Source organism: Streptomyces sp. NPDC101160, assembly GCF_044768205.1.
GTDB lineage: Bacteria > Actinomycetota > Actinomycetes > Streptomycetales > Streptomycetaceae > Streptomyces.
Map to the genome: position 1 here is coordinate 110,376 of NZ_JBIWPJ010000009.1, position 25,151 is coordinate 135,526.

General features: G+C 71.0%; 24 protein-coding genes. 8 read left to right on the plus strand and 16 right to left on the minus strand.

The annotated features are described in order from the left end of the window. Window position 1 precedes the first annotated feature (1 nt). The 5 genes from ACIRSU_RS28390 to ACIRSU_RS28410 all read right to left on the minus strand — a co-directional run bounded on the left by ACIRSU_RS28390 (window position 2) and on the right by ACIRSU_RS28410 (window position 4,640). The gene (locus ACIRSU_RS28390; protein ID WP_403797819.1) at window positions 2–319 is read right to left on the minus strand and encodes a non-heme iron oxygenase ferredoxin subunit; all 318 of its coding nucleotides are present in this window, start codon (window positions 317–319) and stop codon (window positions 2–4) included. Next, entirely contained in the window at window positions 319–1,500 is a 1,182-nt protein-coding gene (sufD, locus tag ACIRSU_RS28395; RefSeq protein WP_403797822.1) for a Fe-S cluster assembly protein SufD, read from the minus strand. Before sufD ends, ACIRSU_RS28390 begins: the two co-directional genes overlap by 1 nt. A gap of 67 nt (window positions 1,501–1,567) precedes the next feature. Continuing rightward, window positions 1,568–2,983, minus strand: a complete 1,416-nt coding sequence (gene sufB / locus ACIRSU_RS28400) for a Fe-S cluster assembly protein SufB (RefSeq protein ID WP_403797825.1) — start codon at window positions 2,981–2,983, stop codon at window positions 1,568–1,570. Continuing rightward, window positions 2,980–3,717 carry a helix-turn-helix transcriptional regulator gene (locus ACIRSU_RS28405; RefSeq protein WP_403797828.1) on the minus strand — a complete coding sequence of 246 codons (738 nt, stop codon included), beginning with the start codon at window positions 3,715–3,717 and terminating at the stop codon, window positions 2,980–2,982. Before ACIRSU_RS28405 ends, sufB begins: the two co-directional genes overlap by 4 nt. Before the next feature lie 167 nt (window positions 3,718–3,884). After that, on the minus strand, window positions 3,885–4,640 hold the full coding sequence (locus ACIRSU_RS28410) for a DUF72 domain-containing protein (protein ID WP_403797831.1): 756 nt from the start codon (window positions 4,638–4,640) through the stop codon (window positions 3,885–3,887). A gap of 57 nt (window positions 4,641–4,697) precedes the next feature. On the opposite strand from ACIRSU_RS28410, the gene ACIRSU_RS28415 reads away from it, so the two are divergent. The 3 genes from ACIRSU_RS28415 (at window position 4,698) to ACIRSU_RS28425 (ending at window position 7,577) form a co-directional block, all read left to right on the plus strand. After that, window positions 4,698–5,633, plus strand: a complete 936-nt coding sequence (locus ACIRSU_RS28415; protein WP_403797834.1) for an ABC transporter ATP-binding protein — start codon at window positions 4,698–4,700, stop codon at window positions 5,631–5,633. A gap of 88 nt (window positions 5,634–5,721) precedes the next feature. After that, window positions 5,722–6,486, plus strand: a complete 765-nt coding sequence (locus tag ACIRSU_RS28420; protein WP_403797836.1) for an ABC transporter permease — start codon at window positions 5,722–5,724, stop codon at window positions 6,484–6,486. A 122-nt stretch (window positions 6,487–6,608) separates the two neighbouring features. Beyond that, window positions 6,609–7,577, plus strand: a complete 969-nt coding sequence (locus ACIRSU_RS28425) for a heme A synthase (protein WP_403797839.1) — start codon at window positions 6,609–6,611, stop codon at window positions 7,575–7,577. On the opposite strand, the gene ACIRSU_RS28430 is transcribed toward ACIRSU_RS28425, so the two are convergent. From ACIRSU_RS28430 to ACIRSU_RS28440, 3 genes are all read right to left on the minus strand, one after another. Continuing rightward, complete coding sequence (locus tag ACIRSU_RS28430) at window positions 7,574–8,704, minus strand: amidohydrolase family protein (protein ID WP_403797842.1); 1,131 nt, start codon at window positions 8,702–8,704, stop codon at window positions 7,574–7,576. The genes ACIRSU_RS28425 and ACIRSU_RS28430 overlap by 4 nt on opposite strands. Before the next feature lie 99 nt (window positions 8,705–8,803). Further along, window positions 8,804–9,124, minus strand: a complete 321-nt coding sequence (locus ACIRSU_RS28435; protein ID WP_403797845.1) for a hypothetical protein — start codon at window positions 9,122–9,124, stop codon at window positions 8,804–8,806. Window positions 9,125–9,217: 93 nt separating this feature from the next. Next, a complete protein-coding gene (locus tag ACIRSU_RS28440; RefSeq protein WP_403797848.1) occupies window positions 9,218–10,171 on the minus strand; it encodes a heme o synthase in 954 nt (317 codons plus the stop codon). A 351-nt stretch (window positions 10,172–10,522) separates the two neighbouring features. Between ACIRSU_RS28440 and tkt the strand changes: the two genes are divergently transcribed. The 5 genes from tkt to pgl are packed head-to-tail and all read left to right on the plus strand — an operon-like array spanning window position 10,523 to window position 17,176. Continuing rightward, window positions 10,523–12,610: a transketolase gene (gene tkt / locus ACIRSU_RS28445; RefSeq protein WP_403797851.1), complete on the plus strand. Its 2,088-nt coding sequence runs from the start codon at window positions 10,523–10,525 to the stop codon at window positions 12,608–12,610. 36 nt (window positions 12,611–12,646) lie between these two features. After that, window positions 12,647–13,765: a transaldolase gene (gene tal, locus ACIRSU_RS28450; protein ID WP_403797854.1), complete on the plus strand. Its 1,119-nt coding sequence runs from the start codon at window positions 12,647–12,649 to the stop codon at window positions 13,763–13,765. Between the two features lie 5 nt (window positions 13,766–13,770). Next, complete coding sequence (gene zwf, locus ACIRSU_RS28455) at window positions 13,771–15,303, plus strand: glucose-6-phosphate dehydrogenase (RefSeq protein WP_403797856.1); 1,533 nt, start codon at window positions 13,771–13,773, stop codon at window positions 15,301–15,303. After that, window positions 15,300–16,397: a glucose-6-phosphate dehydrogenase assembly protein OpcA gene (gene opcA / locus ACIRSU_RS28460; protein ID WP_403797858.1), complete on the plus strand. Its 1,098-nt coding sequence runs from the start codon at window positions 15,300–15,302 to the stop codon at window positions 16,395–16,397. Before zwf ends, opcA begins: the two co-directional genes overlap by 4 nt. Beyond that, window positions 16,394–17,176, plus strand: a complete 783-nt coding sequence (gene pgl, locus ACIRSU_RS28465) for a 6-phosphogluconolactonase (RefSeq protein ID WP_403797861.1) — start codon at window positions 16,394–16,396, stop codon at window positions 17,174–17,176. Before opcA ends, pgl begins: the two co-directional genes overlap by 4 nt. A gap of 22 nt (window positions 17,177–17,198) precedes the next feature. Here the strand turns inward: pgl and ACIRSU_RS28470 are convergent, their stop codons facing one another. The 8 genes from ACIRSU_RS28470 to gap all read right to left on the minus strand — a co-directional run bounded on the left by ACIRSU_RS28470 (window position 17,199) and on the right by gap (window position 24,998). Beyond that, window positions 17,199–18,746, minus strand: a complete 1,548-nt coding sequence (locus ACIRSU_RS28470) for a PH domain-containing protein (RefSeq protein WP_403797864.1) — start codon at window positions 18,744–18,746, stop codon at window positions 17,199–17,201. Beyond that, window positions 18,743–19,255, minus strand: a complete 513-nt coding sequence (locus tag ACIRSU_RS28475) for a PH domain-containing protein (RefSeq protein WP_403797866.1) — start codon at window positions 19,253–19,255, stop codon at window positions 18,743–18,745. Before ACIRSU_RS28475 ends, ACIRSU_RS28470 begins: the two co-directional genes overlap by 4 nt. 5 nt (window positions 19,256–19,260) lie before the next feature. Next, the gene (gene pgi, locus ACIRSU_RS28480; protein WP_403798586.1) at window positions 19,261–20,913 is read right to left on the minus strand and encodes a glucose-6-phosphate isomerase; all 1,653 of its coding nucleotides are present in this window, start codon (window positions 20,911–20,913) and stop codon (window positions 19,261–19,263) included. 208 nt (window positions 20,914–21,121) lie between these two features. After that, window positions 21,122–21,457 carry an RNA polymerase-binding protein RbpA gene (locus tag ACIRSU_RS28485; protein ID WP_362533382.1) on the minus strand — a complete coding sequence of 112 codons (336 nt, stop codon included), beginning with the start codon at window positions 21,455–21,457 and terminating at the stop codon, window positions 21,122–21,124. A 77-nt stretch (window positions 21,458–21,534) separates the two neighbouring features. Further along, window positions 21,535–21,765 (minus strand): preprotein translocase subunit SecG, encoded by a 231-nt coding sequence (gene secG, locus ACIRSU_RS28490; protein WP_030205174.1) that lies wholly within the window; start codon window positions 21,763–21,765, stop codon window positions 21,535–21,537. Between the two features lie 107 nt (window positions 21,766–21,872). After that, window positions 21,873–22,652: a triose-phosphate isomerase gene (gene tpiA / locus ACIRSU_RS28495; RefSeq protein WP_403797869.1), complete on the minus strand. Its 780-nt coding sequence runs from the start codon at window positions 22,650–22,652 to the stop codon at window positions 21,873–21,875. 7 nt (window positions 22,653–22,659) lie between these two features. After that, on the minus strand, window positions 22,660–23,871 hold the full coding sequence (locus ACIRSU_RS28500; protein WP_403797871.1) for a phosphoglycerate kinase: 1,212 nt from the start codon (window positions 23,869–23,871) through the stop codon (window positions 22,660–22,662). Between the two features lie 119 nt (window positions 23,872–23,990). Then, window positions 23,991–24,998 carry a type I glyceraldehyde-3-phosphate dehydrogenase gene (gene gap, locus ACIRSU_RS28505; RefSeq protein ID WP_403797874.1) on the minus strand — a complete coding sequence of 336 codons (1,008 nt, stop codon included), beginning with the start codon at window positions 24,996–24,998 and terminating at the stop codon, window positions 23,991–23,993. Between the last annotated feature and the right edge of the window lie 153 nt (window positions 24,999–25,151).

The window sequence follows — 25,151 nt, forward strand, 5'->3', positions numbered from 1 at the left end:
CTCAGGACTCCTGGGTGACGGAGACGAGCACATCGTCCCCTTCGATCTTTACGGGGTATACGGGGACGGGGCGCGTCGCGGGAAGGCCGGACGGCTTGCCGGTGCGCAGGTCGAACGCGGAGCCGTGCAGCCAGCACTCGATCTGGCAGTCCTCGACCTCGCCCTCGGAGAGGGAGACGTTCGCGTGCGAGCAGATGTCGTGGATGGCGAACACCTCGCCCTCGGTGCGGACGAGGGACACCGGCGTGCCGTCGAGCTCCACCCGCTTCGGGGTGTCCTCGGCCAGCTCGCTCAGCGCACAGGCGCGGACGAAGGCCATCAGACGGACGCCTCCAGCTCGGCCTCGATCTTGGCGATCAGGCGCTCCTCGACGTCGGCGATGCCGATCTGCTGGACCAGCTCGGCGAAGAAGCCACGGACGACGAGGCGGCGGGCCTCGGTCTCCGGGATGCCGCGGGCCATCAGGTAGAAGAGCTGCTCGTCGTCGAAGCGGCCGGTGGCGGAGGCGTGGCCGGCGCCGGCGATCTCGCCGGTCTCGATCTCCAGGTTCGGGACCGAGTCGACCCGGGCGCCGTCGGTGAGGACGAGGTTCCGGTTGAGCTCGTAGGTGTCGGTGCCCTCGGCCTTGGCCTCGATGAGGACGTCACCGATCCACACGGCGTGCGCGTCCTGGCCCTGCAGCGCGCCCTTGTAGGCCACGTTGGACTTGCAGTGCGGGGTGTTGTGGGTGACCAGGAGGCGGTGCTCCTGGTGCTGCCCGGCGTCGGTGAAGTACAGGCCGAAGAGCTCGGCCTCGCCGCCGGGGGCCGCGTACTCGACACGCGGGTGGAGGCGGACCACGTCGCCGCCGAAGGTCACGACGACCGACTTGAAGGAGGCGTCGCGGCCGACCAGGGCGTTGTGCTGGGCGACGTGGACGGCCTTCTCGTCCCAGTCCTGGACGGAGACGACGGTGAGCTTGGCACCGTCGCCCAGGACGTAGTCCAGGTTGGCGGCGAGCACGCCGTCGCCGGTGTGGTCGATGACGACGACGGCCTCGGCGAAGGCGCCGAGCTCGATCACCTGGTGGCCGAAGGCGACGCCGCCCTGGCCGTGCACGGAGATGCGGATCGGCTCGGTGAGCACGGCCTCCTTGGCGACGGTGACGACCGACGCCTTCTCGAAGGAGGAGTACGCCTGGGCGGCGACGCGGTCGACCGGCTTGCCGGCCTTGCCGAGGCGCGCGTCGTCGCGGCCCACGGTCTCCACGGTGACGCCCTCGGGGGCCTCGATCTCGACGCGGACGCCCTCGCCGGTGGCGACTGCGGTGCCGTCGTGCAGGCCGCGGAGCCGCTCCAGCGGGGTGAAGCGCCACTCCTCCTCGCGGCCGTGCGGGACGGGGAAGTCCGCGACGTCGAAGGACGGCGGGGCGCTCATGCGCGTGGCGACGGTGGACTCGGCGGCCACCGCGATCGAGCCCGCGGTGGTGGAGCCCGCGGGGATGTTCTGGGCGTCAGCCATGGCTGTCGTGTTGCTCTCTTCCTGCGTCAAAAAGAAATCGGTCGCTGCGTGCGAGGAGGCGGGGCTCTTAGCCGACCGCGCCTTCCATCTGCAGCTCGATCAGCCGGTTCAGCTCCAGCGCGTACTCCATCGGCAGCTCCTTGGCGATCGGCTCGACGAAGCCGCGCACGATCATCGCCATGGCCTCCTGCTCGGTCAGGCCGCGCTGCATCAGGTAGAAGAGCTGGTCCTCGGAGACCTTGGAGACGGTGGCCTCGTGGCCCATGGTCACGTCGTCCTCGCGCACGTCCACGTAGGGGTACGTGTCCGAGCGGGAGATCGTGTCGACGAGCAGCGCGTCGCAGAGGACGTTCGACTTGGCGCCGGGGGCGCCCTCGCCGATCTCGATCAGACCGCGGTAGGAGGTGCGGCCGCCGCCGCGCGCCACCGACTTCGAGACGATGCTCGAGGAGGTGTTCGGGGCCATGTGGACCATCTTGGCGCCGGCGTCCTGGTGCTGGCCCTCGCCCGCGAAGGCGATGGACAGGGTCTCGCCCTTGGCGTGCTCGCCCATCAGGTAGACGGCCGGGTACTTCATGGTGACCTTGGAGCCGATGTTGCCGTCGACCCACTCCATGGTGGCGCCCTCGTAGGCGACGGCGCGCTTGGTCACCAGGTTGTAGACGTTGTTCGACCAGTTCTGGATGGTCGTGTAGCGGCAGCGGCCGCCCTTCTTGACGATGATCTCGACCACGGCGCTGTGCAGCGAGTCCGAGGAGTAGATCGGGGCGGTGCAGCCCTCGACGTAGTGGACGTAGGCGTCCTCGTCGACGATGATCAGCGTCCGCTCGAACTGGCCCATGTTCTCCGTGTTGATGCGGAAGTAGGCCTGGAGCGGGATCTCGACGTGCACGCCCTTCGGCACGTAGATGAACGAGCCGCCGGACCACACGGCCGTGTTCAGGGAGGCGAACTTGTTGTCGCCGACCGGGATGACGGTGCCGAAGTACTCCTTGAAGAGCTCCTCGTGCTCCTTCAGCGCGGTGTCGGTGTCGACGAAGATGACGCCCTGCTCCTCCAGGTCCTCGCGGATCTGGTGGTAGACGACCTCGGACTCGTACTGGGCGGCGACACCGGCGACGAGGCGCTGCTTCTCCGCCTCCGGGATGCCGAGCTTGTCGTACGTGTTCTTGATGTCCTCCGGCAGGTCCTCCCAGGACTCGGCCTGCTTCTCGGTGGACCGCACGAAGTACTTGATGTTGTCGAAGTCGATGCCCGACAGGTCGGAGCCCCAGGTCGGCATGGGCTTCTTGCCGAACAGCCGCAGACCCTTGAGGCGCAGCTTCAGCATCCACTCGGGCTCGTTCTTCTTGGCCGAGATGTCGCGGACGACGTCCTCGGAGAGACCGCGCTTGGCGGTGGAGCCTGCCGCGTCCGAGTCGGCCCAGCCGTACTCGTACCGACCCAGGCCCTCGAGCTCGGGGTGGCTGATCTCGGTGGTCATGCGGGGTTCCTCCCGGCCGTGCTTGCGGATGCTGTGGATTCGGTGGTCTGTGGGGTGCCGTGCGCGGTGTCGGGGATGAACGTCGTGCAGACGCCGTCACCATGCGCGATGGTGGCCAGGCGCTGGACGTGGGTCCCGAGGAGGCGGGAGAAGATCTCCGTCTCGGCCTCGCACAGCTGCGGGTACTGCTCGGCGACGTGGGCGACCGGGCAGTGGTGCTGGCAGAGCTGCTCGCCGACCGGCGCGTGACGCGCGGTGGCAGCGTACCCGTCGGCACTCAGCGCCTTGGCCAGCGCCTCGGTGCGCCGGTCGGGCTCGGCGGACTCGACGGCCTCGCGGTACGCCTCCGCCTGGGCCTCGATCCGGTCCCGGGCGAAGGCGGCCACGGCAGCTTCTCCGCCGGCGTTCCGCTCGATCCAGCGCAGCGCCTCCACGGCCAGTTTGTCGTACGACTGGTCGAAGGCGTCCCGGCCGCAGTCGGTGAGCGAGAAGACCTTGGCGGGACGGCCGCGGGTGCGGGCCCCGTAGACCCGCTTCTCGCGCGCCTCCACGACGTTGTCGCCCACCAGTGAGTCGAGGTGGCGACGGACGGCGGCCTGGGTGAGGCCGAGCCGCTGGGCGAGATCGGCGACGGTCGAGGGACCGTGGTCCAGGATGGAGCGCGCGACCCGGTTGCGCGTGGAGCGCTCACCGGTCGCGAGTTCCTCCGTGGGAGCCTCACCGACGTTTTTCACAACGCCATTGTTGCGTAATTAATCACGGGCTGACAAGCGAGGCCGGCGGTCGCGACGGTGCGGTGCCTCACACAGGTAAGGCTTACCTGACCTGCGGAAACGATCATTCGTAGGACGAATCACGACCCCGGTGACCAGCGGTTTCCGGCCGCTCCGAGCTCCCCGGGTCAGCCCTCCGGGACCCGCACCGAACGCCCCGAGGACTCCACCAAACGGATGAAAGATTCCGCGTTGCGGACAGCGGCCCCGCCCACGTCGTTGTTGAAGAAAGCGAACACGTCCGCCCGGTCCGGCCAGCCCTCCGCCAGCCGCTCCGCCCAGCTCGCCAGCGCCCGCCGGCCGTACGAGGGGAAGGGCCTGGCCCGGCCCTCGTGCAGCCGCAGATAGCCCCAGTCCGCGGTCCGCCACAGCGGGGTCACCGGCCGCCCGCCCCGGTCCGCCCAGCACAGCGCCGCGCCGTGGCGCGAGAGCACCTCCTCGGTCCCGTCCGTCCACCACGACTCGTGCCGCGGCTCGACCGCCACCCGCACCCCCTTCGGGAAGCGGGCGAGCGCCGCGTCCAGCAGCCCGGTGTCCGCGCGCAGGTTCGGCGGCAGCTGGAGCAGTACGGGCCCGAGCCGGTCGCCCAGCGCCTCCGCGCGGCCCATCAGCCGCGCCACCGGCTCCGCCGGAGCCTTCAGCCGCTTGATGTGCGTCAGATAACGGCTGGCCTTCACCGCCATCACGAAGCCCTCGGGCGTCCGCTCCCGCCAGTGGGTGAAGGTGTCGCGCTCGGGCAGCCGGTAGAAGGCGTTGTTGTTCTCGACGGCCGCGAAGCTCCGCGCGTACTCCTCCAGCCAGAGCCGCTGGGGCACGCCCTCGGGATAGAGCACGCCCCGCCAGTCCCGGTACTGCCATCCGGAGGTGCCGACGAAGACCGCCATACACCGCGTCTACCCCGCCGGGGTCAGCCGTACGGGCGAGTCCTTAGACTTCCCGGCATGCGAAACGAGTCCGTCGAGCCCGCCGTCCGGGTACGGGGCCTGGTCAAGCGGTACGGCACCAAGACCGCCGTCGACGGCCTCGACCTCGACGTCCGGGCGGGCACCGTCACCGCCGTCCTCGGGCCGAACGGGGCCGGCAAGACCACCACCGTCGAGACCTGCGAGGGCTATCGCAGGCCGGACGCCGGCACCGTCCGCGTCCTCGGCCTCGACCCGGTCGCCGACGCCGCCGCGCTCCGCCCCCGGATCGGCGTGATGCTCCAGTCCGGCGGCATCTACTCCGGCGCCCGCGCCGACGAGATGCTGCGCCACATGGCGAAGCTGCACGCCCACCCGCTGGACGTGGACGCCCTCGTCGAGCGCCTCGGCCTCGGCTCCTGCGGCCGCACCACCTACCGGCGCCTCTCCGGCGGCCAGCAGCAGCGTCTCTCGCTCGCCATGGCCGTCGTCGGCCGCCCCGAGCTGGTCTTCCTCGACGAGCCGACCGCCGGACTCGACCCGCAGGCCCGCCGCGCCACCTGGGACCTGGTCCGCGAACTGCGCGCCGACGGCGTCAGCGTCGTCCTCACCACGCACTTCATGAACGAGGCCGAGGAGCTCGCCGACGACGTCGCCATCGTGGACGCCGGCCGTGTCGTCGCCCAGGGCAGCCCCGAGGAGCTGTGCCGCGGCGGCGCCGAGAACACCCTGCGCTTCACCGGCCGCCCCGGCCTCGACCTCGGCTCGCTGCTCAAGGCCCTGCCCGACGGCACCGCGGCCGCCGAGACCACCCCGGGCACCTACCGGCTCACCGGCACGGTCGACCCCCAGCTGCTCGCCACCGTCACCAGCTGGTGCGCGCAGCACGGTGTGATGCCCGACCGCCTCTCGGTCGAGCGCCACACCCTCGAAGACGTCTTTCTTGAGCTGACCGGCAAGGAGCTGAGGTCATGAACCCGGGCGACAACGAGATCTGCCGGGGGTCCGGGGGTTGGCACCCGGGAAAGCACAGCCTTGAGCTGACCGGCAAGGAGCTGCGCGGATGAGCACGGGTACGTACGCGCCGAAGCCGGGGGCCGCGCCGGTCGGGCGGATGATCGCCGCGCAGACCGGCCTGGAGACCCGGATGCTGCTGCGCAACGGCGAGCAGCTGCTCCTCACGGTGATCATCCCCTCCCTCCTGCTGGTGCTCTTCTCGACGGTGGACATCGTCGACACGGGCGCGGGCAAGGCCGTCGACTTCCTCGCCCCGGGCGTGCTCGCGCTCGCCGTGATGTCCACCGCCTTCACCGGGCAGGCCATCGCCACCGGCTTCGAGCGCCGGTACGGGGTGCTCAAGCGGCTCGGCGCCTCGCCGCTGCCGCGCTGGGCGCTGATGACCGCCAAGACGCTGGCCGTCCTCGTCACCGAGGCGCTCCAGGTGGTGCTCCTGACGGTGATCGCACTGGCCCTGGGCTGGTCGCCGCACGGCAACCCGCTGTCCGTGCTCGCGCTGCTCGTCCTCGGTACCGCCGCCTTCTCCGGGCTCGGCCTGCTGATGGCCGGCACGCTGAAGGCGGAGGCGACGCTGGCCGCCGCGAACCTGGTCTTCCTGCTGCTCCTGGTGGGCGGCGGGGTGATGGTGCCGCTGGAGAAGTTCGGCGCGGCGGGCGACGTGCTCGCGTTCCTGCCGATCTCGGCGCTCTCCGACGGGCTGCGGGAGGTGCTGACGCACGGCGCGGCCATGCCGTGGGGCGACGCGCTGATCCTCGCGGTGTGGGCGGTGCTGGGGCTCGGCGCGGCGGCGAAGTTCTTCCGCTGGGAGTAGGGCCGGAAGTGCGCCCGGAGCAGCCCCCGGAGCGGAGCCGGCAGTAGCGGTGCGGTGACGTTTCGGGGTGACTCGCCCCGTAAGCACCCCCTCGTGAAAGCGTGCACAAGCCCCCGCCTACGATGTGGACCGTGCAGACCCCCCTCGCCTTCATCGCCCAGCGCTGGACCCCGTCCCCCCGGACGCTCCGGCGCGCCGCGCTCTCCGCCGTCGTGATGAGCGTGCTGATCATCGTGACCGGCGGCGCGGTCCGGCTGACCGGCTCCGGCCTCGGCTGCGACACCTGGCCGAAGTGCACGGACGACAGCCTGATCGTCACCGCCGAGCAGGGCTTCCACGGTTACGTCGAGTTCGGCAACCGCATGCTGACCTACGTCCTGTCGGCAGCCGTCGGCTGGGCGATCGTCGCCGCGCGCTCCGCCAAGCTCCGCCGCCGCGGGCTCTCGCGGCTCGCCTGGGCGCAGTTCTGGATCGTGCTGAGCAACGCCGTCCTCGGTGGCATCACCGTGTGGATGGGCCTCAACCCGTGGACGGTGGCCGGCCACTTCCTGGCCGCGAACTCGCTCCTCACCGTGGCCGTCATCACCTGGCACCGCACCACCGAGGGCGACACGACGCCGAAGCCGCGCGTGCCGGGCCCGGTGCGCAAGCTGTCCTGGGCCCTCGTCGGCGTCTCCGGGCTGCTCATCGCGCTCGGCACGACGGTGACGGGCGCCGGCAAGCACGCCGGCGACAGCAGCGACGTCCCCCGCATGCCGTGGGACTGGACGAACGCGGCCCACCTCCACGCCGTCGCCGCCTGGCTGGTCTGCGCCCTGGCGGTCGCCATGTGGCTGGTCCTGCGTGTGGTGGACGCCCCGGACGACACCCGGGCGCGCGCCCGCGACCTGCTGATCGTGGTGGTGGCGCAGGGCGGCATCGGCTACGCCCAGTACTTCACCGGCGTGCCGGAGCTGCTCGTCGCCGTGCACATGCTCGGCTCCTCGCTGATGTGGATCGCGGTGCTGCGCCTCGCCCTGAGCCTGCGCGAGCGGCCGGTCACGGTCCCGGAGATCCCGGCCCAGGCCGACCCCGAGCTGGCGAAGGCCTAACCAAGCCCGTACACCCTGCGCGCGTTGCCCGCCGCGATCATCTCCGCGACGCGCTGCGCGTCCGTACGCGACCAGGCGCCGTCCGCGACCCATGCGCCGAGCACCCGGCCGACCGCCCCGCGGAAGACGCGCGCGGCCACCACGTGCAGTTCGGGGAGACCGCGGGCGCCGCTGGAGAAGAGCAGTTTGCCGAAGGGGGCCTGCTCCAGGAACTCGGCGAGGACGGCGGCCGCGCGGGCGCCGGTGCGGGTGACGACCGGGCCCAGGTCCGCGTAGACGTGCGGGAAGTGCGCGGCGAGCCGGGCGGCCTGGCGGTGGTACGGGGAGTCGTGCAGCAGCACCAGGTCGGCGCCGAGGCCGCCGGTGGCGGCGGCGAAGCCGGCCAGGGCGCCCGGGTCCCGGTCGCCCACGTACAGCTGGAGCGGCCGGCCGGCGCCCAGCGCGACCCACAGCAGATGGCGCAGCAGCACCGGGTCGTCGACCCCGCCGCCGGCCGGGCGCCGGGCCAGCCAGCGTCCCGCGGCGCCGCGCACCTCACCGGGCCCGGGCGGCTCGGGGACGGCGGCGAGCCCGCCCCGCAGACCCGCCGCGGAGGCGAAGGCGACGGCGCCGCCGGCGGCCCCGTGGACGGCCTCGGTGAGCTTGCCCAGGAACGCGTCGACGGTGCCGTGGGCGTCGGCGACCCGCTGAGCGAGGGGTTCGAGCCGGACGATCTCGTGCGCGGCGGCGGCGCCGGTGGCGGCCAGCTCGGCGGGGCCGGTCAGATCTGCGGGGCCGGTCGGATCGCCGGACGGCCCGGTGTCGACGAGGTACGTGGCGATGCCGGAGGCGCGCAGCAGGCGCCGGCCCGATTCCAGGACGCCGAGTTCGCGCCGCCGGGCGAGATAGCGCGCGGGCGGGCAGTGCGGTTCGAGGCCGAGGAGCGGCGGGCACCAGCGGCGTACCGCGAAGCCGGTCTGGGTGTCGAAGAAGGTGGTGCCCGCGGCGGGCGGCGGGGGTCCCCCCACGCGAGCCCAGTGAGCCGTGGGGGAGGCCGGGCCGAGGTGGGTCTCGAAGGTGCCGAGGCCGAGCTCCGTACGCAGCACTCCGTGACAGTGCTGGTCCACCAGGCTCGGAGTGTCGATCATTCGGGGGCTCCCACGTGTGGACGGGCTTCCGCCCCTCCTAACGGGTGAGCCCCGTGCGAGGTTGTTGCCTCCGGGGCCCCGAGGGGCCCCGATCGCCGCTCAGCCGTTGGCCGGGCCGCCGAGCTGGATGCCGGCCATGCGGGTCCACTCGTACGGACCGGTGACGACCTTCGCGGCGAAGTCGCCGTCGAACTCCTCGTGCAGCGTCAGGCCGGCCTTCTCCGCGGCCTCCTGGGCGATCGCGTAGGTCGGGGCCACCAGGTCGCCCCAGCCGCCGTCCTCGCCGACGAGGACGATCCGGGTGCCCGCCTGTCCGATGTGGGCGAGCTGGCCCTCGGCGCCGCCGTGCTTCCCGGCGAACGCCTTGATCTCCTTGGCCAGCTTGGCCGCCTTGCGCTCCGCCTGCTTCGTTTCTGCCATGACAAGGAGCGTACTCGCGGGTAGATCTACTGGCGACGGCCGGGGCACGTGGCGTGGGCCACGCACCCCGGCCGCCGGCCGGAGAGGTGAGGATCAGCGCAGGAAGGGGTCCACCGCGACCGCCACGAAGAGCAGCGACACGTAGGTGATGGACCAGTGGAACAGGCGCATCTCCTTGAGCTTCGCTCCGGTCTTCTCCGCCTTCGCGCGGTTGAGCAGCGCGTGCGCCTCCCACAGCCACCAGCCGCCGGTGGCGAGCGCCACGGCCGTGTAGAACCAGCCGGTGTAGCCGAGCGGGGTGAGCAGCAGCGAGACGGCGACCATCACCCAGCTGTAGAGGACGATCTGCTTGGCGACGACCTTGTTGGAGGCGAGCACCGGGAGCATCGGCACACCGGCGCGCGCGTAGTCGTCCTTCACCTTCATCGACAGCGGCCAGTAGTGCGGCGGCGTCCAGAAGAAGATGACGAGGAAGAGGATGACGGCGGCCCAGGACATCGAGTTCGTGACGGCCGACCAGCCGATGAGCACCGGCATGCAGCCGGCGATGCCGCCCCAGACGATGTTCTGCGCGGTGCGCCGCTTGAGGATCATCGTGTAGATGACGACGTAGAAGAGCAGCGCGCCGAGCGACAGCCAGGCGGAGAGCCAGTTGACCAGCAGGCCGAAGAAGAGCGTGGAGACCACCGCGAGGGTGATGCCGAAGGCCAGGCACTCGCGCGGCGAGACCATGCCGGTCACCAGCGGGCGCTGCGAGGTGCGGTCCATGACCGCGTCGATGTCGCGGTCGATGTACATGTTGAGCGCGTTGGCGCCGCCCGCGGACAGGTAGCCGCCGAAGCAGGTGGCGAGCACCAGCCACAGGTCGGGCACGCCCTGCTCGGCGAGGAACATCACCGGAACGGTGGTGATGAGCAGCAGCTCGATGATCCGCGGCTTGGTCAGCGCCACGAATGCCTTGACGCGGGCCCCGAACGGCCGATGGCCCCCCGGGCTGGGAGTCAAGTGGACCCCGGCGGGTCGGGACTCGACGGCCGTCACGCACACCCCTGACAGAGAAATCCCAGCAAGCTCCCCGCGTGAAGAGGGGATGAAACTTGCGCGTACCACGCCACTGTAGACGTTGCCCATACACCGATCTTCGCGGGGGTGGGTCGTGTTGGCGGCCCTCACCCGCGGGTGCGCCCGGGGTTCGCGCCGGGCACGTCCCAACCTGCGGACACGCGGTCGGGCGTGGCTCGGGAGGCGAATCCGCGCGGGCCCCGGCAGTCTGGCTGTGTGCGCTCATTTGAGGGGCATGGACACGAAAAGAGAGGCGATTTCCGGGGGTAGGCTCGACATCGCCGGGACACCCTCAGTCACCGGCTCTCGACATGCGGAGAGGAGCCCTGACTCAGGGTGAGCACTAAGCCGACGACCACAGACCTCGAGTGGACCGAACTGGACCAGCGGGCCGTGGACACCGCCCGCATCCTGGCCGCCGACGCCGTACAGAAGGTCGGCAACGGCCATCCCGGAACGGCGATGAGCCTTGCGCCCGCCGCGTACACCCTCTTCCAGAAGGTGATGCGGCACGACCCCGCCGACCCGGAGTGGGTGGGCCGCGACCGGTTCGTCCTCTCCGCCGGGCACTCGTCCCTGACCCTCTACACCCAGCTCTACCTGGGCGGGTTCGGGCTGGAGCTCGACGACCTGAAGTCCTTCCGCACCTGGGGCTCGAAGACCCCGGGTCACCCGGAGTACGGCCACACGGCGGGCGTGGAGACCACGACCGGCCCGCTCGGCCAGGGTGTCGCGAACGCGGTGGGCATGGCGATGGCCGCCCGCTACGAGCGCGGCCTGTTCGACCCGGAGGCGGCCGCCGGCACCTCCCCCTTCGACCACCACATCTACGTGATCGCGGGCGACGGCTGTCTCCAGGAGGGCATCTCCGCGGAGGCGTCCTCGCTGGCCGGTCACCAGAAGCTCGGCAACCTGATCCTGCTGTGGGACGACAACCACATCTCGATCGAGGGCGACACCGAGACGGCCGTGTCCGAGGACACGATGAAGCGGTACGAGGCGTACGGCTGGCACGTCCAGCGCGTCGAGCCGCAGGCCAACGGTGACCTGGACCCGGCCGCGCTGTTCGCCGCGATCAAGGCCGCCGAGGCCGAGACCGAGCGTCCGTCCTTCATCGCGATGCGCTCGATCATCGCCTGGCCGGCCCCGAACGCGCAGAACACCGAGGCCGCGCACGGCTCGGCGCTCGGCGACGACGAGGTCGCGGCCACCAAGCGCGTCCTCGGCTTCGACCCGGAGCAGACCTTCGAGGTCTCCGACGAGGTCATCGCGCACACCCGGTCGCTGGGCGACCGCGGCCGCGAGTCCCGCGCCGCGTGGGAGAAGTCGCTCGCCGAGTGGCGGACGGCCAACCCGGAGCGCGCCGCCGACTTCGACCGCATCCAGGCCAACGAGCTGCCGAAGGGCTGGGCCGACACGCTCCCGGTCTTCGAGGCGGGCAAGAGCGTGGCGACCCGTGCCGCGTCCGGCAAGGTGCTGCAGGCGCTCGGCGCGGTGATCCCGGAGCTGTGGGGCGGCTCGGCCGACCTCGCCGGCTCGAACAACACCACGATCGACAAGGGCTCCTCCTTCCTGCCGGAGGGCAACCCGCTGCCCGAGGCGGACAAGTACGGCCGGACGATCCACTTCGGCATCCGCGAGCACTCCATGGCCGCGGAGATGAACGGCATCGCCCTGCACGGCAACACCCGCGTCTACGGCGGCACGTTCCTCGTGTTCTCCGACTACATGCGCAACGCGGTCCGCCTGTCCGCGCTGATGCACCTGCCGGTGACGTACGTGTGGACGCACGACTCGATCGGCCTCGGCGAGGACGGCCCGACCCACCAGCCGGTGGAGCACCTGGCCTCGCTGCGCGCCATCCCGGGTCTGAACGTGGTCCGCCCGGCCGACGCCAACGAGACGGCGATCGCCTGGCGCGAGATCATGCAGCGCCACACCAAGGTCTTCGGCAAGGGCGCCCCGCACGGTCTGGCGCTCACCCGCCAGGGCGTGCCGACCTACGCGCCGAACCAGGACACGGTCAAGGGCGGCTACGTGCTGTTCGAGGCCGAAGGCGGCGACGCCCAGGTGGTCCTGATCGGTACCGGTTCCGAGGTGCACCTGGCCGTCGAGGCCCGTGAGCAGCTCCAGGCCGCCGGCATCCCGACCCGCGTGGTCTCGATGCCGTCGGTGGAGTGGTTCGAGGAGCAGGACCAGGCGTACAAGGACTCCGTCCTGCCGCCGTCCGTCAAGGCCCGGGTGGCGGTCGAGGCCGGTGTCGGCCTGACCTGGCACAAGTACGTCGGCGACGCCGGCCGCATCGTCTCGCTGGAGCACTTCGGTGCGTCGGCGGACGCCAAGGTCCTCTTCCGTGAGTTCGGGTTCACGCCGGAGGCGATCGTCGCCGCCGCGCGGGAATCTCTGGACGCCGTCGCGCGCTGACGCGATTACGTACGACTTTTTGGAGATGCAATTCTCATGACAGACGCTCTCAAGCGCCTCTCCGACGAAGGCGTCGCGATCTGGCTGGACGACCTGTCCCGCAAGCGGATCACGTCCGGCAACCTGGCCGAGCTCATCGACCAGAGCCACGTGGTGGGTGTCACCACCAACCCGTCCATCTTCCAGAAGGCCATCACCTCGGGCGACGGTTACGAGCAGCAGCTCGTCGACCTGGCCACCCGCAAGGTGACGGTGGACGAGGCCATCCGGATGATCACGACGGCAGACGTGAGGGACGCCGCCGACATCCTGCGCCCCGTCTTCGACGCGACCGACGGCCAGGACGGCCGGGTGTCGATCGAGGTCGACCCGCGCCTCGCCCACGAGACGGCGGCCACCATCGCCGAGGCCAAGCAGCTGGCCTGGCTGGTGGACCGGCCCAACACGCTCATCAAGATTCCGGCCACCAAGGCGGGTCTGCCGGCGATCACCGAGGTCATCGGCCTCGGCATCAGCGTCAACGTGACGCTGATCTTCTCGCTGGAGCGCTACCGCGCGGTGATGGACGCCTACATGGCCGGCCTGGAGAAGGCCCGCGAGCGCGGCCTCGACCTGTCGAAGATCCACTCCGTGGCGTCCTTCTTCGTCTCCCGTGTGGACACGGAGATCGACAGCCGCCTGGAGGCCATCGGCACCCCCGAGGCCAAGGGCCTCAAGGGCAAGTCGGCCCTCGCCAACGCTCGCCTGGCCTACCAGGCGTACGAGGAGGCCTTCGGCTCCGAGCGCTGGGCCGCCCTCGACAAGGCGCAGGCCAACAAGCAGCGTCCGCTGTGGGCCTCGACCGGCGTGAAGGACCCGGCGTACAAGGACACCCTCTACGTGGTGGACCTGGTCGCCCCGGGCACCGTCAACACCATGCCGGAGGCCACCCTGGAGGCCACCGCCGACCACGGCGAGGTCACCGGAGACACCATCCACGGCACGTACGACGAGGCCCGTTCGGTCCTCGACGACGTGGCGGCGCTGGGCATCTCGTACGACGATGTGGTGCAGGTCCTGGAGGACGAGGGCGTCGACAAGTTCGAGGCGTCCTGGAACGACCTGCTCAAGTCGACCGAGGCGGAGCTCGCCCGCCGTACACCCTCGGAGGCGTAAGCACCTTGAGCGCAGTCACCGGAGCCAACCCGCTCCGTGACGCCGCAGACCGACGGCTCCCGCGCATCGCGGGGCCGTCGGGTCTGGTGATCTTCGGTGTCACGGGCGATCTGTCCCGTAAGAAGCTGATGCCCGCCGTCTACGACCTCGCCAACCGGGGTCTGCTTCCGCCGGGCTTCTCCCTCGTCGGTTTCGCCCGCCGCGAGTGGGAGAACGAGGACTTCGCCCAGGAGGTTCACGAGGCCGTCAAGCAGCATGCCCGCACCCCGTTCCGCGAGGAGGTGTGGCAGCAGCTGATCCAGGGGATGCGTTTCGTCCAGGGCGACTTCGACGACGACGACGCCTTCGAGCAGCTGAAGGCCACCATCGAGGAGCTGGACAAGGCGCAGGGCACCGGCGGCAACTTCGCGTTCTACCTCTCCGTGCCGCCGAAGTTCTTCCCCCTGGTCGTCCAGCAGCTCAAGAAGCACGGGCTTGCCGACCAGAAGAACGGCTCGTGGCGCCGGGCGGTCATCGAGAAGCCCTTCGGCCACGACCTGGCCTCCGCGAAGGAGCTCAACGAGGTCGTCCACGAGGTCTTCCCGCCCGAGGCGGTCTTCCGCATCGACCACTACCTCGGCAAGGAGACCGTCCAGAACATCCTGGCGCTCCGCTTCGCCAACACCCTCTTCGAGCCGATCTGGAACCGGTCCTACGTCGACCACGTGCAGATCACCATGGCCGAGGACATCGGCATCGGCGGCCGGGCCGGCTACTACGACGGCATCGGCGCCGCCCGTGACGTCATCCAGAACCACCTGCTCCAGCTGCTCGCGCTGACCGCGATGGAGGAGCCCGCCTCCTTCGACGCCGACGCGCTCGCCGCGGAGAAGACCAAGGTGCTCGGCGCCGTGCGGCTGCCGAAGGACCTGGCCGAGTCCACGGTCCGCGGGCAGTACGCGGCCGGGTGGCAGGGCGGCGAGAAGGCCGTCGGCTATCTGCAGGAAGACGGCATCGACCCGCAGTCGAAGACCGACACCTACGCGGCCATCAAGCTGGGCATCGACAACCGCCGCTGGGCGGGCGTCCCCTTCTATCTGCGCACCGGCAAGCGGCTGGGCCGCCGCGTCACCGAGATCGCGGTGGTCTTCCAGCGCGCCCCGCACTCCCCGTTCGACCACACGGCGACCGAGGAGCTCGGCCGGAACGCCATCGTGATCCGCGTCCAGCCGGACGAGGGCGTCACCGTGCGCTTCGGCTCCAAGGTGCCGGGCACGCAGATGGAGATCCGGGACGTGTCGATGGACTTCGCCTACGGCGAGTCCTTCACCGAGTCCAGCCCGGAGGCGTACGAGCGGCTCATCCTCGACGTTCTGCTCGGCGACTCCAACCTCTTCCCGCGGGTGGAGGAGGTCGAGCTGTCCTGGAAGATCCTCGACCCGATCGAGCAGTTCTGGGACAAGAACGGCAAGCCCGCCCAGTACGAGTCCGGGACCTGGGGCCCGGTCGAGGCGGACGAGATGCTCGCACGAGACGGCAGGAGCTGGCGCCGGCCATGAAGACCGACCTGACGGACACCACGTCCTCCAAGATCAACAAGGCGCTGGTGCTCGGGCGGCGGGCCATCGGCACCCCGGCCGTCGGCATGGTGCTCACCCTCGTCATCGTCACCGACGAGGAGAACGCCTACGACGCGCTGAAGGCGGCCAACGAGGCGTCCCGCGAGCACCCCTCGCGGACCCTCGTCGTCATCAAGCGGGTCTCGCGGACCCCGCGGGACCGCGCCAACGCGCGGCTCGACGCCGAGGTCCGCCTCGGCGCCGACGCCAGCACCGGCGAGACGGTGGTGCTCCGGCTGTACGGCGAGGTCGTCGACCACGCCCAGTCGGTGGTCCTGCCGCTGCTCCTGCCGGACGCGCCCGTCGTCGTCTGGTGGCCGGTGAACGCGCCGTCCGACCCGGCGAACGACCCGCTGGGCGCCCTCGCCCAGCGCCGGGTCACCGACACGTACGCCGCCGAGCAGCCCATCCAGGAGCTGACCGCGCGCGCGGACGCGTACACCCCGGGCGACACGGACCTGTCCTGGTCCCGGATCACCCCGTGGCGGTCGATGCTGGCCGCCGCGCTCGACCAGGTGGTCTGCGAGGTCACCTCGGCCGAGGTCGAGGGCGAGGAGTTCAACCCCAGCGTCGAGCTGCTCGCCATGTGGCTCGCGGACCGGCTGAAGGTGCCGGTGCGGCGCTCCAGGTCGGCCGGGCCCGGCCTCACCTCCGTACGGATGGAGACCAGCGCCGGTCCGATCGTGCTGGACCGGCCGGACGGCTCGCTCGCCACACTGTCGATACAGGGCCAGCCGGACCGTGCCGTGGCGCTCAAGCGCCGCGAGACGGCCGAGCTGATCGCGGAGGAGCTGCGCCGGCTCGACCCGGACGACACCTACGCCTCGGCGCTGCGGTACGGCCTGGAGCGACTGGAGGAGGAGGCGGCGACGACCGCGTCCCGGCCGGTCGAGGCCGCGGCCGTCACCGAGACGGTCGTCGAGGCCGTGGAGGAGGTCGAGGAGGTCGCTGCCGAGGCCGAGGCGCAGGGCGGGGCTCCGGCGGCGAAGCCGGCCTCGAAGAAGGCCCCGGCCAAGAAGGCGGCGGCCAAGTGAGCACCCCTCAGCTGGTCGTGCACCGCGACAAGGAGCTGATGGCCGAGGCCGCCGCGGCCCGGCTGATCACGAAGATCGTGGACGCCCAGGCCGCCCGCGGTTCCGCCTCGGTGGTGCTCACCGGCGGCCGCAACGGCAACGGGCTGCTGGCCGCCCTGAGTTCGGCGCCGGCCCGGGACGCGATCGACTGGTCGCGGCTCGACCTGTGGTGGGGCGACGAGCGGTTCCTGCCCGAGGGCGATCCGGAGCGCAATGTCACCCAGGCCCGCGCGGCGCTGCTCGACAGCGTCCCGCTGGACCCGGCGCGGGTGCACGCGATGCCGGCCTCGGACGGTCCGTACGGCTCCGACGCCGACGAGGCGGCCGCGGCCTACGCGGCCGAGCTCGCGGCGGCCGCCGGCCCCGGCGACCATGGCGGCGTGCCGACCTTCGACGTGCTGATGCTGGGCGTCGGCCCGGACACGCACGTGGCCTCGCTCTTCCCGGAGTTCCCGGCGGTCCACGAGACCGAGCGGACGGTGGTGGGTGTGCACGGCGCGCCCAAGCCGCCGCCGACCCGGATCTCGCTGACGCTGCCGGCGATCCGGGCCGCGAAGGAAGTCTGGCTGCTCGCGGCGGGCGAGGACAAGGCGAAGGCCGCGGCCGTCGCGCTGTCCGGCGCGGGCGAGGTGCAGGCCCCGGCGGCGGGCGCCCGTGGGCGCTCGCGCACGCTGTGGCTGCTTGACGTGGCGGCGGCCTCGGAGCTGCCGCGCGATCTGTATCCGCCGGCTTCCGCCTGATTCCTGTGCGAGGAGGCCCGGTTCACCTTTCGGTGGGCCGGGCCTCCGGCTTTTCCGGTACGGGTTCCAGGAACGGCGCCAGGAGGTCCGGTACGGCCTCGGCGGCGAAGCCCAGGCCCTGGCTGACGCCCGCGTCGTACACGGCGTACGCGCCCTCCCCGGCGGCCGTCGTCGCGCGGAGCGTGAGCACTCCGGCGCGCCGCTGGAACCAGGACTGCTGCACGGTCCAGCCGATCACCCCGGTGCGCTGGAGCGCGACGGTCGTGCGGCGGAGCGCGCCCGAACGGGTCACCAGACAGGCGCCGCTGACACCGTGTCCGAGGTTGCGGGAGGCGTCCCCGGCGAGCAGCAGGGCGAGCGGGGTGAGGACGAGGGCGGCACCGGCCGCGAGGTAGAGCAGTACGGGGGTGAGCCAGGCGCCGAGCGCGGCGAGCAGCGCGGCCGGGCCCAGCCCGGCCCACAGCGCCCGGCGCAGCCGCCGGGTGCGGGCGGCCTTCGGGTGGGCGGCGAGCGGGGCGGCGGTGGGCGGTTCGGCCTCGCGCAGTATCCGGGCGCCGATCCGGTGGGCGACGGCGCGGGGCGCGGGCGGGAGCAGGTTCTTGAGGTCGGCGTGCTTGTCGTCGTCGTCCTTGGCGAGCCCGGTGGCGACGGCGTCGACGCGGGCGCCGCGGAGCAGCCGTACGCCCAGCGGTTCGACCAGCGCGACCCCGCGCAGGCGCTTCTCCTCCAGGGTGACCGAGCGGGCGGTGAACAGGCCGCGGCGGACCCGGAGGGTGCCGCCGGGTTCGCGCTCCAGGCGGTAGTTGGCCCACATCTCGATCCACAGGCCGAGGGCGCCGAGGGTGCCGACGGCGGTGGCGAGGGCGGCGAGCAGGACCAGGCCGGCGATCATCCAGGTCGGGGAGACGCCCTCGAAACGGTTGAGGGTCCAGTGGATGACCTGCTCCTGGGCGCCGAACCAGTCGCTGACCTGGAGGACGGCGCCGGCGGCCGCGCCGCCGAGCAGCGGGGTGACGAAGGAGACCGGGGCGTAGCGGATCCAGCGCGGGTCGAGGGTGGCGAGGACGCCGTCGTGGGCGGGGTCGGCCGGGGCGTCGGCGGGGCGGGCGAGCAGGGTGCGGCGGAGGTGTTCGCCCTCGGCGCGGGTGACAAGGTCGAGTTTGAGCGTGGACTCGTGGTCGTGGTGCTCTCCGGTGCCGATGCGGACCTTGACGAGGCCGAGGACGCGCTGGAGGGGGTCGGCGGTGAGGTCGACGCTGCGGATGCGGTCGCGGGCCAGGGAGCGCCGTTTGACGACCAGGAGCCCGGTGTGGAGGTCGACCCGGTCGGCGTCGACGCGGTAGCGGGTGCGGCGCAGCCGGATCCAGTCGGCGAGGCTGCCGCCGCCGACGAGCAGCACGGCGCCGGTGAGGACCCAGGCCGACCAGGCGTGCGGGGAGCCGGAGAAGAGGCTGAGGAAGGCGGGCAGGGCCGGGCCGGCGGCGACACCGCACAGGACGACGGCCCCGGCGAGCAGGGTGCGCGGCGCGAGCCGCCGCCACTCCTGGTCGGGGCCGGGGCTGGTGCTCATGTGGCGTCTCCGGGGGTGGCCCGGGTGATCGCGGTGAGCCGTTCGGCGAGCTCCGCGGCGAGCTCGTGGTCGAGGCCCTCGATCCGCAGGGCCCCCTTGGCGGAGGCGGTAGTGACGGTGACGGTGGCCAGCCGGAACGTCTGCTCCAGCGGGCCGCGTACGGTGTCGACGGTCTGGATCCGGGACATCGGGGCGATCCGCCACTCCTGCCAGAGCGCCCCGGTGCGCACGTACACGGCGTCCTCGGTGACCTCCCATCGGTGCACCCGGAACCACCAGGCGGGGAGGAGCGCGGTCGCGGCGAGCCCGAGGACCGCCACGGCCGCGGCGGCGCCGAGCAGCCAGCTCCTGGCCGGCTCGATCAGCAGGCCGAGCACGGCCAGGACGGCCACCGGCACGACGGTGGCGAGCAGCAGGTGCGCCCGCCACCAGCCGACGGCCCGCCCGTCGACGGCGTTCGCCGGCGGGCGCAGCCGTACCGCGTTCTCCCCCGCGTTCTCCCCCCGCATCGGCTTTACCGTCCGCGCAGCGAGCGGTAGACGGCGACGAGTCCGGCGGTGGAGGAGTCGAGCCCCTCGCCGCCGGTCCCTTCCGTCAGCACGGGCTCGATCTTCTTGGCGAGGACCTTGCCGAGCTCGACGCCCCACTGGTCGAAGGAGTCGATGTTCCACACGGCACCCTGGACGAAGACCTTGTGCTCGTAGAGCGCGATGAGCTGGCCGAGCACGGACGGGGTGAGCGCGTCCGCCAGGATCGTGGTGGTGGGGTGGTTGCCCTGGAAGGTCTTGTGCGGGACCAGCTCCTCCGGGACGCCCTCGGCCCGTACCTCCTCCGGCGTCTTGCCGAAGGCGAGCGCCTGGGTCTGCGCGAAGAAGTTGGCCATCAGCAGGTCGTGCTGGGCGACCAGGCCGGGCTGCAGGTCGGCGACGGGCCGGGCGAAGGCGATGAAGTCGGCCGGGATGACCTTGGTGCCCTGGTGGATCAACTGGTAATAGGCGTGCTGGCCGTTGGTGCCGGGGGTACCCCAGACGACCGGGCCGGTCTGCCAGTCGACCGGCTGCCCGTCACGGGTCACGGACTTGCCGTTGGACTCCATGTCGAGCTGCTGGAGGTACGCGGTGAACTTCGACAGGTAGTGCGAGTACGGCAGCACGGCGTGCGACTGGGCGTCGAAGAACGCGCCGTACCAGATGCCGAGGAGGCCGAGCAGGAGCGGGGCGTTCTCGGCGGGGGGCGCGGTGCGGAAGTGCTCGTCGACGAGGTGGAAGCCGTCGAGCATCTCGCGGAAGGCGTCGGGCCCGATGGCGATCATCAGCGACAGGCCGATGGCGGAGTCGTAGGAGTACCGGCCGCCGACCCAGTCCCAGAACTCGAACATGTTCGCCGTGTCGATGCCGAACTCCTCGACCTTCTCGGCGTTCGTCGACAGGGCCACGAAGTGCTTGGCGACGGCCTCCTGACCGGCCCGCAGCTCGGTGAGCAGCCAGTTGCGGGCGGAGGTGGCGTTGGTGATCGTCTCGATGGTGGTGAAGGTCTTCGAGGCGACGACGAAGAGGGTCTCGGCGGCGTCGAGGTCGCGGACGGCCTCGTGCAGGTCGGCGCCGTCGACGTTGGAGACGAAACGGAACGTCAGATCGCGCCTGGTGTACGAGCGCAGCACCTCGAAGGCCATCGCGGGCCCGAGATCGGACCCGCCGATACCGATGTTCACCACGTTCTTGATCGGCTTGCCGGTGTGGCCGGTCCACTCGCCCGCGCGGACCCGGTCCGCGAAGGCGGCCATCTTGTCGAGCACCGCGTGCACCTCGGGGACGACGTTCACGCCGTCCACCTCGACGACCGCGCCGCGCGGGGCGCGCAGCGCGGTGTGCAGCACCGCCCGGTGCTCGGTGTTGTTGATCTTCTCGCCGCGGAACATCGCGTCCCGCAGCTCGGCCACCCCGGTGGCGGCGGCCAGCTCGCGCAGCAGCGTCAGGGTCTCGTCGGTCACCAGGTGCTTGGAGTAGTCCAGATAGAGGTCGCCGACGCGCAGCGTGTACCCGGTACCACGCTCGGAGTCGGCGGCGAACAGCTCGCGCAGGTGGGTGTCGCCCAACTGCTCGCGGTGCTTGCCGAGGGCCGCCCACTCGGGCAGCTGGTTGAGCCTGGTGCGGCCTGCGTTGGTCATCTCGACTTCGCCCATTTCTTCGTCCTGCTCCATGTACGGCGTGTGTGCCCCGCTGATCTCCAACCTAATTGATCGAGCGCCGGAAACGCGTTCAGCGCCCTGGGCGGCCCGGGTCCTCACACGGGCGCGGCGGATCGACGTGTACGCGGGGCGGACCGCCCCGGACATGACGAACGGGCCCTGTATGACAGAGCCCGTTCAGTCGTCTTCAGATCTCGCCCCGCAGCTTCGCGAGCGCCTCGGCCAGGATCGCCTCGCCGTCCGCGTCGCTGCGCCGCTCCCGCACGTACGCGAGGTGCGTCTTGTACGGCTCGGTGCGCGGCGGGTCCGGCGGGTTGTCCCGGTCCTGGCCGGCCGGGAATCCACAGCGCGGGCAGTCCCAGGTGTCCGGCACAGTTGCGTCACTGGCGAAGCTGGGCTGGGTCTCGTGCCCGTTCGAGCACCAGAAGGAGATGCGGAGACGCGGTGCGGACTCGCCCCGCTCGGCCTCCCCCATCGGCCCCGCTCCGACCCGGCTTCCCCGGATCGCGTTGCCACTTGCCACGGTCGTAACTCCCTGCGTGATGGTGCTCGAAGATGCCCCAGTCTACGTAAGGCCCAACGCGCGTCCAGTGATTGGAGTTACCCGTCCAACTTCATCAGCAGACCAAGTACGACAATGCAGGCGAACCACAGCAGACCGACGACCACGGTGATCCGGTCGAGGTTGCGCTCGGCGACCGAGGAGCCGCCGACGGAGGACTGCATGCCGCCACCGAACATGTCGGAGAGGCCGCCGCCCTTGCCCTTGTGCATCAGCACGAGCAGCATCAGCAGCGCACTGAAGACGATCAGGGCGATCGAAAACCCCATAACCACGGCTGGACCAACTTCCTCGGACTTGTACGGACGGGGGCCGGACAGGGTACCTGCCCGACCCCCGCAAGGGTACGACGGATCGTCTCCGCCGCTCTACATCATCACTGGTCGCGGAAGCGGACGATCTTGACGAACTCGTCCGCGTCGAGCGAGGCACCGCCGACCAGGGCGCCGTCGATGTCGGTCTGCGCCATGATCTCGGCGACGTTCCCGGCCTTGACGGAGCCGCCGTACTGGATGCGGACCTTGTCGGCGAGCTCCTGCGAGTACAGCTCGGCGAGCTTGCCGCGGATCGCCGCGCAGACCTCCTGCGCGTCGTCGGCGCCGCAGACCTTGCCGGTGCCGATGGCCCACACCGGCTCGTAGGCGATCACGATCGTCTCGGCCTGCTCGGCAGGGACGTCCTTGAGGCCGCCCTCGACCTGGGCCAGGGTGTGCGCGACGGCGTCTCCGGCCTCGCGGACGTCCAGCTCCTCGCCGACGCAGAGGATCGGGGTGATCCCGTGCTTGAAGGCGGCCTTCACCTTGGCGTTGCAGACCTCGTCGTTCTCGGCGTGGTACTGGCGGCGCTCGGAGTGGCCGACGGCGACGTAGGCGCACTTCAGCTTGGCCAGCATCGGGCCGGAGATCTCGCCGGTGTACGCGCCGGAGTCGTGCGCCGAGAGGTCCTGGGCGCCGTACTTGATCTTCAGCTTGTCGCCGTCGACCAGGGTCTGCACGGAGCGCAGGTCGGTGAAGGGCACGAGGACCGCCGTCTCGACGGCGTCGTGGTCCTTGTCGGTGAGCGCGAAGGCGAGCTTCTGGACGTGGGCGATGGCCTCGAGGTGGTTGAGGTTCATCTTCCAGTTGCCCGCCATCAGCGGGGTGCGGGTGGTGCTCATAAGGGGGTCAGTCCTCCAGTGCGGCGAGGCCGGGAAGCGTCTTGCCCTCGAGGTATTCGAGGGAGGCGCCGCCGCCGGTCGAGATGTGGCCGAATGCATTCTCGTCGAAGCCCAGCTGGCGGACGGCCGCGGCCGAGTCGCCGCCGCCGACGACGGTGAAGGCCGCCGAGTCGAGCAGGCCCTGGGCGACGGCCTTGGTGCCGTTCGCGTAGTCGGGGTGCTCGAAGACGCCCATCGGGCCGTTCCAGAAGACCGTGCCCGCGTCGGCGAGCTTCGCCGCGTAGAGCTCGCGGGTCTTCGGGCCGATGTCCAGGCCCTCCTTGTCCGCCGGGATGGCGTCCGAGGCGACGGTGTCGGGGTTGGCCGGGGCCTTGGTCTTCAGGTCCGGGAAGTCGGCGGAGACCAGGACGTCGACGGGGAGCACGAACTCGACGCCGCGCTTCTCCGCCTCGGCCAGGTACTCCAGGCACTTGCCCTTCTGGTCGGCCTGGAGCAGCGAGATGCCGACCTCGTGGCCCTTGGCGGCCAGGAAGGTGTAGGCCATGCCGCCGCCGATGAGGATGCGGTCGGCCTTCTGCAGCAGGTTGTCGATGACGCCCAGCTTGTCGGAGACCTTGGCGCCGCCGAGGACGACGACGTAGGGGCGCTTGACGTCCTCGGTGAGCTTCTTGAGGACGCCGACCTCGGTGGCGATCAGGTAGCCGGCGTAGTGCGGCAGCTTGCCCGGGAGGTCGAAGACCGAGGCGTGCTTGCGGTGCACGGCGCCGAAGCCGTCGCCGACGTAGACGTCGGCGAGCTGGGCCAGCTCGCCCGCGAAGGCGGCGCGCTCGGCGTCGTCCTTCGAGGTCTCGCCCGCGTTGAAGCGGAGGTTCTCGACGACGGCGACCTGGCCGTCGGAGAGGCCCGCGACGGTGGCCCTGGCCGAGTCGCCGACCGTGTCGGTCGCGAAGGCGACGTCGGCGCCGAGCAGTTCGCCGAGGCGCTTGGCGGCCGGGGCGAGGGAGAACTGCGGGTCCGGGGCGCCCTTGGGACGGCCCAGGTGGGAGGCGACCACGACGCGGGCGCCGGCGTCGGCGAGCGCCTTCACGGTCGGGAGGACGGCGCGGATGCGGCCGTCGTCGGTGATGGTGGTGCCGTCGAGGGGCACGTTGAGGTCGGCGCGGACGAACACCCGCTTGCCGGTGACGCCCTCGGCGAGCAGCTCGTCGATCGTCTTCATCTGTTTCTCTGACTCCTTGGTACGCACGGTGGAGCACACGACACAGGGCTCGCGCAGTGCGCCATCGCACTGCCCGAGCCCTGCTTCACATCGAAAGCCCGCTCAGAAGCTTAGAGAGCTTAGAGCTGGCCGCCGACGAAGACGGTGAGGTCGACGAGTCGGTTGGAGTAGCCCCACTCGTTGTCGTACCAGCCGAGGACCTTGACCGAGTTGCCCTCCTGGACCATCGTCAGCGACGAGTCGAAGGTGCAGGAGGCCGGGTCGCTCACGATGTCGGAGGAGACGATCTCGTCCTCGGTGTAGAACAGGATGCCCTTGAGCTCGCCGTCCGCGGCCTTCTTGAACGCGGCGTTGACCTCGTCCTTGGTGACCTCGCGGGAGAGCTCCACGACCAGGTCGGTGACCGAGCCGGTCGGGACCGGGACGCGCATGGCCATGCCGTCGAGCTTGCCCTTGAGCTGCGGGAGGACCAGGGCGGTGGCCTTGGCGGCACCCGTCGTGGTCGGGATGATGTTCTCCGCGGCGGCGCGGGCGCGGCGCAGGTCCTTGTGCGGGAAGTCCAGGATGCGCTGGTCGTTGGTGTACGCGTGGACCGTGGTCATCAGACCGCGGACGATGCCGAAGTTCTCGTCGAGGACCTTGGCCATCGGCGCGACACAGTTGGTGGTGCAGGACGCGTTGGAGATGACGTGGTGGTTGGCCGCGTCGTACTTGTCCTGGTTGACGCCCATGACGATGGTGATGTCCTCGTTCTTGGCCGGAGCCGAGATGAGGACCTTCTTGGCGCCGCCGGCGAGGTGCTTGGCGGCGTCGTCCCGGTTGGTGAAGATGCCGGTGGACTCGATGACGATGTCGACGCCGAGCTCGCCCCACGGGATGTCGGCCGGGTTGCGCTCGGACAGCACCTTGATGGTGTGGCCGTCGACGGTGATGGTGTCGGCGGTGTGGCTCACCTCGGCCTTGAGGCGGCCCAGGATGGTGTCGTACTTCAGCAGGTGCGCGGTGGTCGCGGTGTCGCCCAGGTCGTTGACGGCCACGACCTCGATGTCGGCACCCTGCTCAAGGAGCGCGCGGAAGTAGTTGCGACCGATACGGCCAAAGCCGTTGATGCCTACGCGGATCGTCACGAACCGATCTCCTCGTTAGGTACGCCGGGTTTCAGACGCCCGGCGAGCTTCATTTTTGGGATGTCCCCGACCGCCTACGACCCTACCTCTCCTGACGCCTTTGAGTGACATCGCGTACGGCCGGATGCGCCCGGAAACTGCCGGGAAAAGGCC